This window comes from Metabacillus dongyingensis (genome assembly GCF_019933155.2).
Lineage (GTDB): Bacteria > Bacillota > Bacilli > Bacillales > Bacillaceae > Bacillus_P > Bacillus_P dongyingensis.
On record NZ_CP082944.1, the window covers coordinates 171,607 to 185,546 of the forward strand.

At 43.8% G+C, this 13,940-nt stretch carries 7 protein-coding genes, 10 tRNA genes and 2 rRNA genes; all 19 read left to right on the top strand.

Annotation, left to right across the window (positions count from 1 at the left end; all coding sequences use genetic code 11):
* Nucleotides 1-115: 115 nt before the first annotated feature.
* Nucleotides 116-3,046 (top strand): 23S ribosomal RNA (locus K8L98_RS00975).
* 128 nt (nt 3,047-3,174) lie between these two features.
* Nucleotides 3,175-3,290 (top strand): 5S ribosomal RNA (gene rrf / locus K8L98_RS00980).
* A gap of 9 nt (nt 3,291-3,299) precedes the next feature.
* Nucleotides 3,300-3,371 (top strand) — tRNA-Asn (locus K8L98_RS00985).
* A 4-nt stretch (nt 3,372-3,375) separates the two neighbouring features.
* Nucleotides 3,376-3,448: transfer RNA gene (locus K8L98_RS00990), tRNA-Thr, on the top strand.
* Between the two features lie 19 nt (nt 3,449-3,467).
* A tRNA-Glu gene (locus K8L98_RS00995) sits at nt 3,468-3,542 on the top strand.
* A gap of 47 nt (nt 3,543-3,589) precedes the next feature.
* Nucleotides 3,590-3,665, top strand: a tRNA-Val gene (locus K8L98_RS01000).
* 62 nt (nt 3,666-3,727) lie between these two features.
* Nucleotides 3,728-3,803 (top strand) — tRNA-Thr (locus K8L98_RS01005).
* A gap of 9 nt (nt 3,804-3,812) precedes the next feature.
* Nucleotides 3,813-3,897 (top strand) — tRNA-Tyr (locus K8L98_RS01010).
* Between the two features lie 111 nt (nt 3,898-4,008).
* A tRNA-Gln gene (locus K8L98_RS01015) sits at nt 4,009-4,083 on the top strand.
* Nucleotides 4,084-4,225: 142 nt separating this feature from the next.
* A tRNA-Lys gene (locus K8L98_RS01020) sits at nt 4,226-4,301 on the top strand.
* Between the two features lie 4 nt (nt 4,302-4,305).
* Nucleotides 4,306-4,380 (top strand) — tRNA-Gly (locus K8L98_RS01025).
* 18 nt (nt 4,381-4,398) lie between these two features.
* Nucleotides 4,399-4,471, top strand: a tRNA-Ala gene (locus K8L98_RS01030).
* Between the two features lie 735 nt (nt 4,472-5,206).
* A complete protein-coding gene (gene rocF / locus K8L98_RS01035) occupies nt 5,207-6,112 on the top strand; it encodes an arginase (protein WP_223438961.1) in 906 nt (301 codons plus the stop codon).
* 189 nt (nt 6,113-6,301) lie between these two features.
* Nucleotides 6,302-6,865, top strand: a complete 564-nt coding sequence (gene sigW / locus K8L98_RS01040; protein WP_223438962.1) for an RNA polymerase sigma factor SigW — start codon at nt 6,302-6,304, stop codon at nt 6,863-6,865.
* A 33-nt stretch (nt 6,866-6,898) separates the two neighbouring features.
* The gene (gene rsiW / locus K8L98_RS01045) at nt 6,899-7,489 is read left to right on the top strand and encodes an anti-sigma-W factor RsiW (protein WP_420828810.1); all 591 of its coding nucleotides are present in this window, start codon (nt 6,899-6,901) and stop codon (nt 7,487-7,489) included.
* A 209-nt stretch (nt 7,490-7,698) separates the two neighbouring features.
* The gene (gene cdaA / locus K8L98_RS01050) at nt 7,699-8,520 is read left to right on the top strand and encodes a diadenylate cyclase CdaA (protein WP_223438964.1); all 822 of its coding nucleotides are present in this window, start codon (nt 7,699-7,701) and stop codon (nt 8,518-8,520) included.
* Nucleotides 8,513-9,778 (top strand): CdaR family protein, encoded by a 1,266-nt coding sequence (locus K8L98_RS01055; RefSeq protein WP_223438965.1) that lies wholly within the window; start codon nt 8,513-8,515, stop codon nt 9,776-9,778. Before cdaA ends, K8L98_RS01055 begins: the two co-directional genes overlap by 8 nt.
* 32 nt (nt 9,779-9,810) lie before the next feature.
* A complete protein-coding gene (glmM, locus tag K8L98_RS01060; protein WP_223438966.1) occupies nt 9,811-11,157 on the top strand; it encodes a phosphoglucosamine mutase in 1,347 nt (448 codons plus the stop codon).
* A gap of 647 nt (nt 11,158-11,804) precedes the next feature.
* Nucleotides 11,805-13,607, top strand: coding sequence for a glutamine--fructose-6-phosphate transaminase (isomerizing) (gene glmS, locus K8L98_RS01065; protein WP_223438967.1), 1,803 nt, complete (start codon nt 11,805-11,807; stop codon nt 13,605-13,607).
* The last annotated feature ends 333 nt before the right edge of the window (nt 13,608-13,940 follow it).

Below are 13,940 nucleotides of genomic sequence, written 5' to 3' on the forward strand. Positions count from 1 at the left end.
GATAACAAGTAATTCACTGAGATTTACGCTTACCATAATTAGTGATTTTCTAGACATTTATGTCTAAACAAACAACGAAATGCGAAACGCATCTTATGATGCGGTTGACCATTTAGGTTAAGTTATGAAGGGCGCACGGTGGATGCCTTGGCACTAGGAGCCGATGAAGGACGGGACTAACACCGATATGCTTTGGGGAGCTGTAAGTAAGCTTTGATCCAGAGATTTCCGAATGGGGAAACCCACTGTTCGTAATGGAACAGTATCTTTATCTGAATACATAGGATAATGAAGGCAGACCCGGGGAACTGAAACATCTAAGTACCCGGAGGAAGAGAAAGCAAACGCGATTTCCCAAGTAGCGGCGAGCGAAACGGAATTAGCCCAAACCAAGAGGCTTGCCTCTTGGGGTTGTAGGACACTCTATACGGAGTTACAAAGGAACGGGGTAGATGAAGCGACCTGGAAAGGTCCGTCAGAGAAGGTAATAACCCTGTAGTCGAAACTTCGTTCCCTCCAGAGTGGATCCTGAGTACGGCGGGACACGAGAAATCCCGTCGGAAGCAGGGAGGACCATCTCCCAAGGCTAAATACTCCCTAGTGACCGATAGTGAACCAGTACCGTGAGGGAAAGGTGAAAAGCACCCCGGAAGGGGAGTGAAAAGATCCTGAAACCGTGTGCTTACAAGTAGTCAGAGCCCGTTAATGGGTGATGGCGTGCCTTTTGTAGAATGAACCGGCGAGTTACGATCCCGTGCAAGGTTAAGTTGATGAGACGGAGCCGCAGCGAAAGCGAGTCTGAATAGGGCGTTTTAGTACGTGGTCGTAGACCCGAAACCAGGTGATCTACCCATGTCCAGGGTGAAGTTCAGGTAACACTGAATGGAGGCCCGAACCCACGCACGTTGAAAAGTGCGGGGATGAGGTGTGGGTAGCGGAGAAATTCCAATCGAACCTGGAGATAGCTGGTTCTCTCCGAAATAGCTTTAGGGCTAGCCTCAAGTATGAGAGTCTTGGAGGTAGAGCACTGATTGGACTAGGGGCCCTCATCGGGTTACCGAATTCAGTCAAACTCCGAATGCCAAAGACTTGCTCCTTGGGAGTCAGACTGCGAGTGATAAGATCCGTAGTCAAGAGGGAAACAGCCCAGACCACCAGCTAAGGTCCCAAAGTATACGTTAAGTGGAAAAGGATGTGGAGTTGCTTAGACAACCAGGATGTTGGCTTAGAAGCAGCCACCATTTAAAGAGTGCGTAATAGCTCACTGGTCGAGTGACTCTGCGCCGAAAATGTACCGGGGCTAAACGTATCACCGAAGCTGTGGACTGTTCTTACGAACAGTGGTAGGAGAGCGTTCTAAGGGCGTTGAAGCTAGACCGTAAGGACTGGTGGAGCGCTTAGAAGTGAGAATGCCGGTATGAGTAGCGAAAGAGGGGTGAGAATCCCCTCCACCGAATGCCTAAGGTTTCCTGAGGAAGGCTCGTCCGCTCAGGGTTAGTCGGGACCTAAGCCGAGGCCGAAAGGCGTAGGCGATGGACAACAGGTTGATATTCCTGTACCACCTCCTCACCATTTGAGCAATGGGGGGACGCAGGAGGATAGGGCAAGCGCGCTGTTGGATATGCGCGTCCAAGCAGTTAGGCTGAGAAGTAGGCAAATCCGCTTCTCACATAAGGCTGAGCTGTGATGGCGAGGGAAATTTAGTACCGAAGTTCCTGATTCCACACTGCCAAGAAAAGCCTCTAGCGAGGTGAGAGGTGCCCGTACCGCAAACCGACACAGGTAGGCGAGGAGAGAATCCTAAGGTGAGCGAGAGAACTCTCGTTAAGGAACTCGGCAAAATGACCCCGTAACTTCGGGAGAAGGGGTGCTTTTTAGGGTTCATAGCCCTGAAAAGCCGCAGTGAATAGGCCCAGGCGACTGTTTAGCAAAAACACAGGTCTCTGCGAAGCCGCAAGGCGAAGTATAGGGGCTGACGCCTGCCCGGTGCTGGAAGGTTAAGAGGAGAGGTTAGCGCAAGCGAAGCTTTGAATTGAAGCCCCAGTAAACGGCGGCCGTAACTATAACGGTCCTAAGGTAGCGAAATTCCTTGTCGGGTAAGTTCCGACCCGCACGAAAGGCGTAACGATCTGGGCACTGTCTCAACGAGAGACTCGGTGAAATTATAGTACCTGTGAAGATGCAGGTTACCCGCGACAGGACGGAAAGACCCCGTGGAGCTTTACTGTAGCCTGATATTGAATTTTGGTACAGCTTGTACAGGATAGGTAGGAGCCTTGGAAGCCGGAGCGCCAGCTTCGGTGGAGGCATTGGTGGGATACTACCCTTGCTGTATTGAAATTCTAACCCACAGCCCTGATCGGGCTGGGAGACAGTGTCAGGTGGGCAGTTTGACTGGGGCGGTCGCCTCCTAAAATGTAACGGAGGCGCCCAAAGGTTCCCTCAGAATGGTTGGAAATCATTCGCAGAGTGTAAAGGCACAAGGGAGCTTGACTGCGAGACCTACAAGTCGAGCAGGGACGAAAGTCGGGCTTAGTGATCCGGTGGTTCCGCATGGAAGGGCCATCGCTCAACGGATAAAAGCTACCCCGGGGATAACAGGCTTATCTCCCCCAAGAGTCCACATCGACGGGGAGGTTTGGCACCTCGATGTCGGCTCATCGCATCCTGGGGCTGTAGTCGGTCCCAAGGGTTGGGCTGTTCGCCCATTAAAGCGGTACGCGAGCTGGGTTCAGAACGTCGTGAGACAGTTCGGTCCCTATCCGTCGTGGGCGCAGGAAATTTGAGAGGAGCTGTCCTTAGTACGAGAGGACCGGGATGGACGCACCGCTGGTGTACCAGTTGTCTTGCCAAAGGCATCGCTGGGTAGCTATGTGCGGAAGGGATAAGTGCTGAAAGCATCTAAGCATGAAGCCCCCCTCAAGATGAGATTTCCCATCACATTAGTGAGTAAGAACCCTGAAAGATGATCAGGTTGATAGGTCTGAGGTGGAAGCGCGGTGACGTGTGGAGCTGACAGATACTAATCGTTCGAGGACTTAACCACAGTCTAATAAAGTGTAAAACCTAAGTGAATCTTGTTATCATACGTTATTTAGTTTTGAAAGAATAACTTCTTTCAAAAAAACACTTGAAATCTTCGGATTTTATAGTATAATAATTTTTGTCATTATGTCTGGTGATGATGGCGAAGAGGTCACACCCGTTCCCATGCCGAACACGGAAGTTAAGCTCTTCAGCGCCGATGGTAGTTGGGGGTTTCCCCCTGCAAGAGTAGGACGTCGCCAGGCTAGCATTATTCCGCAGTAGCTCAGTGGTAGAGCTATCGGCTGTTAACCGATCGGTCGTAGGTTCGAGTCCTACCTGCGGAGCCTTGCTTCCATAGCTCAGTCGGTAGAGCACTTCCATGGTAAGGAAGAGGTCATCGGTTCAAGCCCGGTTGGGAGCTTACATTAAACTAATAAAACGGCCCGTTGGTCAAGCGGTTAAGACACCGCCCTTTCACGGCGGTAACACGGGTTCGAATCCCGTACGGGTCACCATTCAAACTTAAGTCTTAATATGTGAAATATCAAACAATCTTTTATGCGGAGGATTAGCTCAGCTGGGAGAGCATCTGCCTTACAAGCAGAGGGTCGGCGGTTCGAGCCCGTCATCCTCCACCATTAAGACATTGCAGCAGACGACTTTAAAAAGCGAATAAATAGTATTGTATTTCACTATATATGCCGGTGTAGCTCAATTGGTAGAGCAACTGACTTGTAATCAGTAGGTTGGGGGTTCAAGTCCTCTTGCCGGCACCACTTATGTGTGGAGGGGTAGCGAAGTGGCTAAACGCGGCGGACTGTAAATCCGCTCCCTCCGGGTTCGGCGGTTCGAATCCGTCCCCCTCCACCACTTTATTTAGACAAACTTAACTGAATAGTTCTTGTCTAGACTGTAAATAATATGTTTAGTTAACATAAACCTTTTTACGGTCAATTAGAATTTTATAGAATACATAATTGATGGGCTATAGCCAAGCGGTAAGGCAACGGACTTTGACTCCGTCATGCGCTGGTTCGAATCCAGCTAGCCCAGCCATTTCTTGTGCCGATTTCTCAGTCGTTAGAGAACGATCGAGTAATCATTGAAGCGTAGCTTCAGCACATAAATCGAGCCGCTCCTAGAATAATCTTTCTTAGATTAGGGCGTCTTGCAAAACTGAAGAGTGTTTTCTTATAAGGTGCCATTAGCTCAGTCGGTAGAGCATCTGACTTTTAATCAGAGGGTCGAAGGTTCGAGTCCTTCATGGCACACCATTTTGCGGAAGTAGTTCAGTGGTAGAACACCACCTTGCCAAGGTGGGGGTCGCGGGTTCGAATCCCGTCTTCCGCTCCAGAACTTCTTATTTATATCGGGGCCTTAGCTCAGCTGGGAGAGCGCCTGCCTTGCACGCAGGAGGTCAGCGGTTCGATCCCGCTAGGCTCCATCATAAACACCCTGTAAAAACCGTTAGACTTAATGTCTAACGGTTTTTTGTTTAGGAATAATGAAAAAAATTACTTTATGGATACGTGCTTCACTTTATTTATATATGAATTCAATATCCTATCCTTTATGTTATAACAGTTTTCTTTTTGAATATGAGGCTTGCGAGTTGGAGATCATTTTCCGCAAGTTAAACCATTATTTTGGTGAGTCAGAAATAAGTTTTTACTAATTAAAGGCTGATTTTTGCGAGTTGGGCATTCGGTTCTAAATATGAAGTTCAATACACAGCTTAAACTCTTTCATAATTAACAGCAGTTTTGATTAATAATGGCTAACAGCAGCTAGTAACAGGTATTTTTATATCTTTTTTTCATAAAAAAATGAAGTTGCGAGCCAAAAACCCATTTTCGGGAATTGAACACTGAGTCGTGCGAGTTGGTTATAGTTTTTCGTTAATTAAAAAACGGCTAATGCGAGTTGGATGGTTTGGATCCAATTTGATGTTTAATTTGTTCAATTCAGATCAGTCATAAAGGTGAAGTAGAAATTCGGAAAAATAATCAAGTGACCAGGAAATCAGCTGACTCTACATCATCGTATTAATTATTCCCTGCTATTTCCAATTATTTTACAGAAAACTCTGTATATATATACACGATTTTGTCGAGTTGAGTCATGACCCTTTTTATCAGTACAATAGATACAGAGTTTCTTACTAAGGGGGATGATTTACATGAAAGAAAGAATATCAATTATCGGGGTACCAATGGATTTAGGTCAAATGCGCCGAGGTGTGGACATGGGGCCTAGTGCTATCAGATACGCAGGGGTTGTAGAACGACTTGAATGGCTGCAATATGAGATTGAAGATAAAGGTGATATTAAAATTGGACGTCCAAACCGTGAAGAGGATAGCAATTCGTTAAATAATTTAAGAAATTTGAAAGCGGTGTCAGAAGGGAATTTAAAGCTTTCTGAACAAGTTGACGAAGTGATTCAATCAGGTTCGTTCCCACTGGTGCTTGGCGGAGACCACAGTATTGCCATCGGAACACTCGCAGGAGTTTCAAAGCATTATAAAGAACTTGGTGTAATCTGGTATGATGCACATGGAGATCTCAACACAGGCGACACTTCACCGTCAGGCAATATTCATGGGATGCCGCTTGCTGTAAGTATCGGCATCGGCGATGAGACGTTAACGAGAATTGGAGGCTACACTCCTAAAGTGAAGCCGGAAAACATTGTGATTATCGGTGCCCGTTCCCTTGATGATGGTGAAAAGGAATTAATTAAGGAGAAAGGCATTAAAGTATATACAATGCATGAGATTGACCGTCTTGGCATGACTAAGGTAATGGAGGAAACCATTCAATATTTGAAAGAGCGTACTGATGGTGTTCACTTGTCCCTCGATTTAGATGGACTTGATCCGCACGATGCTCCAGGAGTCGGCACACCGGTTATCGGAGGCATCAGCTACAGAGAAAGTCATTTAGCGATGGAGATGCTTGCAGAGTCAGATATCATCACTTCTGCTGAGTTTGTTGAAGTAAATCCTATCTTAGATGAAAAGAACAAAACAGCTACAGTAGCAGTAGCTCTGATGGGTTCTTTATTCGGCGAAAAGCTCCTTTAATTTTTTAAAAAAGACACAGTTTATAAACTGTGTTTTTTATTTAAGAAAAATTTAAGGTAAACATGTTAAAAAGCCATCTACAGACAACCTAAAATTTGTTAAAATATTTTTATGCGAAATAAATGAAACCTTTTATGCGGCTTATACGTAATAAGGGGAACCCGCACTTGCGCGGGGGTAAGGGGTATCATGGAGACGATCGTAAAAAATAGGATTAAACAAGTTAAAAAGGGCGACCAGAATGCTTTTGCCGAAATCGTAGATATATATAAAGACAAAATTTATCAGCTTTGCTACCGCATGCTCGGGAACTCCCATGAGGCGGAGGATATAGCCCAGGAAGCGTTTATCCGGGCTTATGTGAATATTAACAGCTATGACATGGATAAGAAGTTCTCTACGTGGCTGTATCGCATTGCGACAAATTTAACGATTGATCGAATCAGAAAGAAAAAACCGGATTATTACCTGGATGCCGAAGTGACAGGAACGGAAGGGTTAACGATGTATTCTCAAGTAGCAGCAGATGTAGCTCTGCCCGAGGATCAAGTGGAAACAATGGAGCTTCAGCAGATGATTCAAAAAGAAATTTTAAAGCTCCCCGATAAATATCGTACTGTCATCGTATTAAAGTATATTGATGAGCTTTCTTTAATTGAAATCAGTGAAATTCTAGATATGCCGATCGGTACGGTGAAAACAAGAATTCACAGAGGACGAGAAGCGCTGAGGAAGCAATTAAGGCATTTATGATTTGAGGTGATAAGGTTGAAGTGTTCAGAACAAATGAAAGAACGGATCCATCAATATTTGGATCATGATATAAAGCAGCAAGATGAGCGAATCTTGAAAGAGCACCTTCAGTCATGCGCGGACTGCACGCAGCACCTGCATGAGCTTGAGAAGTCAATCGCCTTGGTTCAGAGTACATCCCATATTGAGGCTCCGATGGATTTTACTCAAGCCATCATGGATCGTCTGCCCAAAGAAAAGAAAACGATTGGTGTCAACAGATGGCTAAAGGGTCATCCATTGTTGGCTGCTGCTTCTCTTTTCATGTTATTGATGACAGGCAGTTTATTTTCTTCCTGGTCAACTGATTCAGAATTCAGCGTTTCAAAGCAGCCTAATTTGGTTGTTGAAAATAATACGGTTACCGTTCCTGAAGGTGAAACTGTTGAGGGAGATGTAACCGTTAAAGGCGGAACAATCAATATTGAAGGCAAAGTTGAAGGAAACGTCACGGTGATTAACGGAGAGTATATGGCTTCTGCTGGACAGGTGACAGGTGATGTTGAAGAGATCAATGAGGCTTTTGAGTGGATTTGGTATCAAATGAAATCTCTTTCAAGAGAGGTTGTCGCCATATTTAATTAAAAGGTCACCTTTTGTATAAGGGGCCTTTTTTGTGCTGTACCACTTTTGAGACTCTGGCTAAAAGATAAACCGGTATTTTTTGCCGAAGTCTTATCTGCTGGCCTGCGCTTTGCTTATGTGAGTACAATACGGTTTAATTGCAGAATATATGGTATAATATCGTAGTTATAGTCCTATGCAAATGACTAAAACTGATGGAGGAAGAGAATATGGCATTTGAGGAATTTCCACTACTGCATTACCTCGGCATCGCCGTTGATATTCTCCTGGTTTGGTTCGTTATATATAAGTTGATTATGGTGATACGGGGAACGAAGGCCGTTCAGCTGCTGAAAGGCATTATCGTTATTATTCTCGTTCGTACACTGAGCCAGTACTTAGGGCTGCAGACTTTGCAATGGCTCATGGACCAAGCATTAACATGGGGTTTTCTTGCGATCATTATTATTTTCCAGCCTGAGCTGCGAAGGGCGCTAGAGCAACTGGGCAGAGGGAAATTATTCTCAAGAAGCGGAGCTCCAGAGGAGGAAGAACAACAAAAAATAATCGATGCCATCACAAAAGCGACAGATTATATGGCAAAACGAAGAATTGGCGCATTAGTTACGATTGAAAAAGAAACAGGGATGAGTGATTACATAGAAACGGGCATACCGCTTCATTCAGCTCTCTCTTCTGAGCTTTTAATTAATATCTTTATCCCGAATACTCCGCTTCACGATGGAGCTGTTATTCTCCAGAAAAATCAGATTGCTGCGGCTGCATGTTATCTGCCTCTGTCCGAAAGTCCTTTTATTTCAAAAGAATTAGGGACAAGGCACCGGGCAGCAGTTGGGATCAGTGAAGTAACCGATAGTATTACGATAGTCGTTTCTGAAGAAACGGGCAGTATTTCTGTGACCAGAAACGGAGAGCTTCACAGAAATCTAACCGTTGAAGCTTTAAGTGAAATCTTGGTTTCCGAATTTGGAAAGCAGGCAAAGGTCACTTCCTCAAACCTATGGCAGTGGAGGGGGAAGAAAAATGGATAAGATGATTAATAATCATTGGGTAATGAGAATAATTGCACTGTTAATGGCGCTCATTCTTTATGTATCTGTTAATTTCGAAACGCCGGCTCCGAAAAAACAGCCGGGGCCAGTAACATCCGTATTTCCATCTGCGCCGTCTGAGTCTGCAAAAGATACAGAAACAATTCCTGATGTTGAAGTGAAAACGTATTTGGATCAAGAAGATGTTATTGTGACAGGAGTGCCTGAAACGGTAGCTGTTACGCTGAGCGGGCCAACTAATTCACTATTAAAGGCAAAGCAGCTTAAAGATTTTGAAATTTATGCTGAACTCTCGGATCTGTCCATCGGCTCACACCGGGTTCAATTAAAGCATAAGAATATAGCGGATAATCTTGAGGTGAATTTGAACCCTTCCATTATCACTGTAAATGTGGAGGAGAAAGTTACACGTGATTTTCCGGTACAAGTGGATTTTATAAATAAAGACCAGATTGAAACTGGTTATACAGCACAGGACCCAATTGTTAAACCGAGTGTTGTAAGAGTAACCGGATCTAAAACGCTTATTGACAGCATTGCTATGATCAAGTCAAGGGTGAATCTGCAAAATGCTAATGAAACCATTGAGCAAGAATCAAAAGTCACGGTATATGACGACGACGGAAACATCCTGCCTTTAGAGGTCTACCCTTCTGTTGTTGATGTGACAGTGCCGATTACAAGTCCAAGCAAGAAGCTTCCTTTTAAACTTAAGAATGAAGGCGAGCTTGGAGAAGGATTAAGCATCTCAAACATTGAAGCAGTGCCGAACGAAGTGACCATATACGGACCGCTGGATGTGATTGATCCGCTTGAATTTATAGATGGTGTAACAGTGGATTTAAGCAAAATCAAAGATGATACCGTGCTCGATGTAGATATTCCTGTACCTGACGGAGTGACAAAAGTAAGTCCCGAAAAAATCCAAATTAAAGTTGACGTTGAAAAAGAAGAAGAAAAAATACTTGAGAATCTGCCTGTTAATATCCGGGGTTTAGGGGAAGGGAAAATTATTCAGTTCCTTGAGCCGGAATCCGAAGAGCTCGATTTAAGTGTTGTTGGAGCACCTAGTGTATTGACGAATATTAAGCCGTCTGATCTTGAATTATTTGTAAATGTGACAGATCTGTCCGACGGAGAGCATGATGTTAAGGTAGAAGTGAATGGGCCGCAGGATATTAAATGGACCCTTCCTGTAGATAAAGTGAAAGTGAAAATTTCTTCTAAGCAATCGTGATGATTGAAACTGTCTAAAGGAGCGATAAAAGAATGGGAAAGTATTTTGGAACAGATGGAGTAAGAGGCGTTGCAAATAGTGAATTAACACCTGAATTAGCGTTTAAAATCGGTCGTTTTGGAGGCTACGTATTAACAAAAAATGCGAACCGCCCAAAAGTGTTAATCGGAAGAGATACACGTATTTCAGGTCATATGCTAGAAGGTGCGCTAGTTGCAGGACTGCTCTCTATCGGTGCTGAGGTGATGCGTTTAGGAGTTATTTCAACACCTGGTGTTTCATATTTAACAAAGGCTCTTGGAGCACAAGCGGGTGTTATGATTTCTGCCTCACATAATCCTGTTCAAGATAACGGAATTAAATTCTTTGGTCCTGACGGTTTTAAATTGTCAGATGAGCAGGAATTAGAAATAGAAGGTTTAATGGATCAGGAAGAAGACTCACTGCCAAGACCTGTTGGCGCTGATCTGGGACAAGTTAATGACTATTTCGAAGGCGGTCAAAAATATCTTCAATTCCTGAAACAAACAGTAGACGAAGATTTCACAGGCATCCACGTTGCACTTGACTGTGCACATGGTGCTACGTCATCTCTTGCAACGCACTTGTTCGCAGATCTTGATGCTGATGTTTCAACTATGGGCACAACTCCAAATGGATTGAATATTAATGATGGCGTAGGTTCTACACATCCAGAAGCATTAGCCGGTTTCCTTATGGAAAAAGGGGCTGATGTCGGTCTTGCTTTTGACGGTGATGGAGACCGCCTGATCGCTGTTGATGAAAAAGGCCAAATCGTTGATGGCGATCAAATCATGTTTATTTGTGCAAAATTCCTAAATGAGCATGGAAGATTGAAAAAAGAAACAGTTGTCTCTACAATCATGAGCAACCTTGGTTTTTATAAAGCAATTGAAGCAAACAACATGAAGAGTTCTCAAACGGCTGTAGGAGACCGTTATGTTGTGGAAGAAATGAAAAAAGGGGATTATAATCTTGGCGGCGAGCAGTCTGGCCATATTATCTTCCTTGATCACAATACAACGGGTGATGGTCTGCTTACAGCTATTCAATTAGTGAATATCATGAAAGTAACTGGCAAGCCGTTATCCGAGCTTGCAGCTGAAATGAAAAAGTTCCCTCAGTTGCTTATTAATGTGAGGGTAACGGATAAGTATAAGGTAACGGACAACATGAAAGTGAAGCAGGTCATTGCAGAAGTAGAGAGTGAAATGAATGGAGACGGACGCATTCTTGTCCGCCCTTCAGGCACAGAGCCGCTTGTGCGTGTAATGGCAGAAGCGCCAACAGCAGAATTATGCGAGAAGTATGTTACGCGCATCGTTGCTGTAGTGAAAGAAGAAATGGGAACGGAATAAAGCAATCACGGGTCTGCCTATAAGGCAGGCCCTTTTTCTATTTTCTTCAAAAATAATTATCGTGAATATGCCGCAATTTTCACCTGCTTGAATTTAACTGATTTTCACAGTCATAAACCTGATGGGACAAGTCGAATACTATAACCATACCTCATTGCTTCTTGTCTTTTTATCTTCAGCGCAGCTGGACAGTCCTTGATTGCGGAATGTTTGAGTTGCTGATGAAATAGGGTAAATTCAGTCAAGAACAATCTTTTCAATAAAAACATATACTGAATAGTGCATCTTTCTATCCACATTTGCTAAGTACTTAATTGACGATTTGAAGGTTAATATAGTATGATTACTTTTGTGTTTTTATTTTAGAATGGAAAGGAGCATTGTGAGGTTGTATTAATGAAAAGCGCCTGAACTAAGCGGACCGAAAATAGCTTAGTTGACGAGGATGGAGGATTATCGAAAGTTCGGCGGATGCCTCCCGGTTGACAATTACAGCCGTAAGCTCTCTCCTGAAAACAAAGAGGCAACTTTTTGCACAAAGGGAAGAACGTAATTAAACTAAAAAAAATATAGACATGTGTGAGGGGACAGCAAAAGGTCCCCGTGGCTTGACCTGTCCCCCGCCTATTTGGGAGGATACATTAATTATGTGCGGAATCGTAGGATATATTGGACAACAGGATACGAAAGAAATCTTATTGCGTGGACTAGAAAAGCTTGAATATCGCGGATATGACTCAGCGGGCATTGCTGTTATCAATGAAGATGGCGTGCATGTTTTCAAAGAAAAAGGACGCATTGCCATTCTTCGTGAAGAAGTGAATGCAAATGTAATGTCTACAGCAGGGATTGGACATACCCGCTGGGCGACTCACGGTGCACCAAGCAAACGCAATTCACATCCGCATCAAAGTGCATCAAGCCGCTTTACGCTAGTGCACAATGGTGTTATTGAAAACTATTCAAGCTTGAAACGCGAATATCTTCAGGATGTTGCGCTAGTCAGTGATACAGATACAGAAGTAGTTGTTCAGGTCATTGAACAATTCGTTAATAAAGGAGCGGACGTGGAAGAAGCGTTCAGCCAAACACTTTCCATTTTAAAAGGTTCTTATGCGATCGCGCTTTTAGACAATCAAAATCCAGATACGATTTTTGTTGCTAAAAATAAAAGCCCATTGCTTGTTGGTCTTGGAGAAGGCTTCAACGTTGTTGCATCTGATGCAATGGCGATGCTGCAGGTAACAGACCAATATGTAGAATTGATGGATAAAGAAATCGTCATTGTGAAACGTGAAGCTGTTACAATCAAAAACCTTCAAGGTGAAACAATTGACCGTGCTCCTTATACAGCAGAATTAGATGCCAGTGATATTGAAAAAGGAACATACCCTCACTATATGTTAAAAGAAGTGGATGAGCAGCCGCTTGTTATGCGCAAAATCATCCAAAAATATCAAAATGATCAAGGCAAGCTGACAATTGATCCAGCAATTGTAGATGCTATCAGCTCTGCAGACCGCCTCTATATCATAGCATGCGGAACAAGCTACCATGCAGGTCTTGTCGGTAAGCAATTCATTGAAAGATGGGCTAAGAAACCGGTAGAGGTTCATGTTGCAAGTGAATTCTCATACAACATGCCGATTTTATCAGAAAGGCCATTATTCATCTTTATCTCACAAAGCGGTGAGACAGCAGACAGCCGTGCCGTTCTTGTTCAAATTAAAGAGCATGGCTACCAGTCATTAACCATTACAAACGTACCTGGTTCAACCCTTTCACGTGAAGCGAACCACACGTTATTGCTTCATGCTGGTCCTGAAATCGCTGTTGCTTCAACGAAAGCTTATACAGCACAATTAGGCGTACTTGCCATTCTTGCAGCTGTCACGGCTGAAGCAAGAGGTGTAGAGTTAAGCTTTGATCTTGTAAAAGAGCTTGGCATCGTGGCAAATGCAATGGAAGTCCTTTGCGATCAGAAAGACGAAATGGAGTACATTGCACGTGAATACCTTTCAACAACACGCAACTGCTTCTTTATCGGCCGTTCTGTAGACTACTATGTAGGACTTGAAGGTGCGCTTAAACTGAAAGAAATCTCTTACATCCAGGCAGAAGGATTTGCCGGTGGAGAGCTTAAGCACGGAACAATCGCGCTGATTGAAAACGGCACGCCTGTTATCGCGCTTGCAACCCAAGAGCACGTAAACTTAAGCATCCGCGGAAATGTTAAGGAAGTAGCAGCACGCGGTGCTAACCCATGCATCATCGCGCTTAAAGGTCTAGAAGAAGAAGATGACCGTTTCGTTCTTCCTGCAATACATGAGGAACTGACACCACTTGCTTCTGTTATTCCTTTACAGCTGATTGCTTACTATGCAGCCCTTCACAGAGGCTGTGACGTTGATAAACCGCGTAACCTTGCTAAGAGTGTTACGGTTGAGTAAGAGGGATTATAGAGAAACAGCGACTGTTCAAGGAAAATGAAGTATTAGACTGAAAAATAAGTTCTAGACTGAGTAAATAAAGTATTAGACTGCTGAGTGTTTCAGCATTTACTCCAATATAACAGACATCATGAGCTTGAACCCCGTAATTGAAACTAATTACGGGGTATTTTTGTTTTCTGGAGCTGATACAGTTGAACCTGGATGGAAAAGTCAGATTTATCAGAAAATCAAATGAATTAAATCAAAAAGAATTTTTCGGTCAGGATTGGTGTTTCAAAAGGAACGTTAAGTGATATTCCCTTCATGCGAAACGATTATTGCATTCAGAAA

Excerpts from the sequence above, each read along its gene's own strand:
- glmM (WP_223438966.1), top strand. The coding sequence starts at position 9,811 with ATGGGAAAGTATTTTGGAACAGATGGAGTAAGAGGCGTTGCAAATAGT.
- glmS (WP_223438967.1), top strand. The coding sequence starts at position 11,805 with ATGTGCGGAATCGTAGGATATATTGGACAACAGGATACGAAAGAAATC.
- cdaA (WP_223438964.1), top strand. The coding sequence starts at position 7,699 with ATGGCATTTGAGGAATTTCCACTACTGCATTACCTCGGCATCGCCGTT.
- sigW (WP_223438962.1), top strand. The coding sequence starts at position 6,302 with ATGGAGACGATCGTAAAAAATAGGATTAAACAAGTTAAAAAGGGCGAC.
- rocF (WP_223438961.1), top strand. The coding sequence starts at position 5,207 with ATGAAAGAAAGAATATCAATTATCGGGGTACCAATGGATTTAGGTCAA.
- K8L98_RS01055 (WP_223438965.1), top strand. The coding sequence starts at position 8,513 with ATGGATAAGATGATTAATAATCATTGGGTAATGAGAATAATTGCACTG.
- rsiW (WP_420828810.1), top strand. The coding sequence starts at position 6,899 with ATGAAAGAACGGATCCATCAATATTTGGATCATGATATAAAGCAGCAA.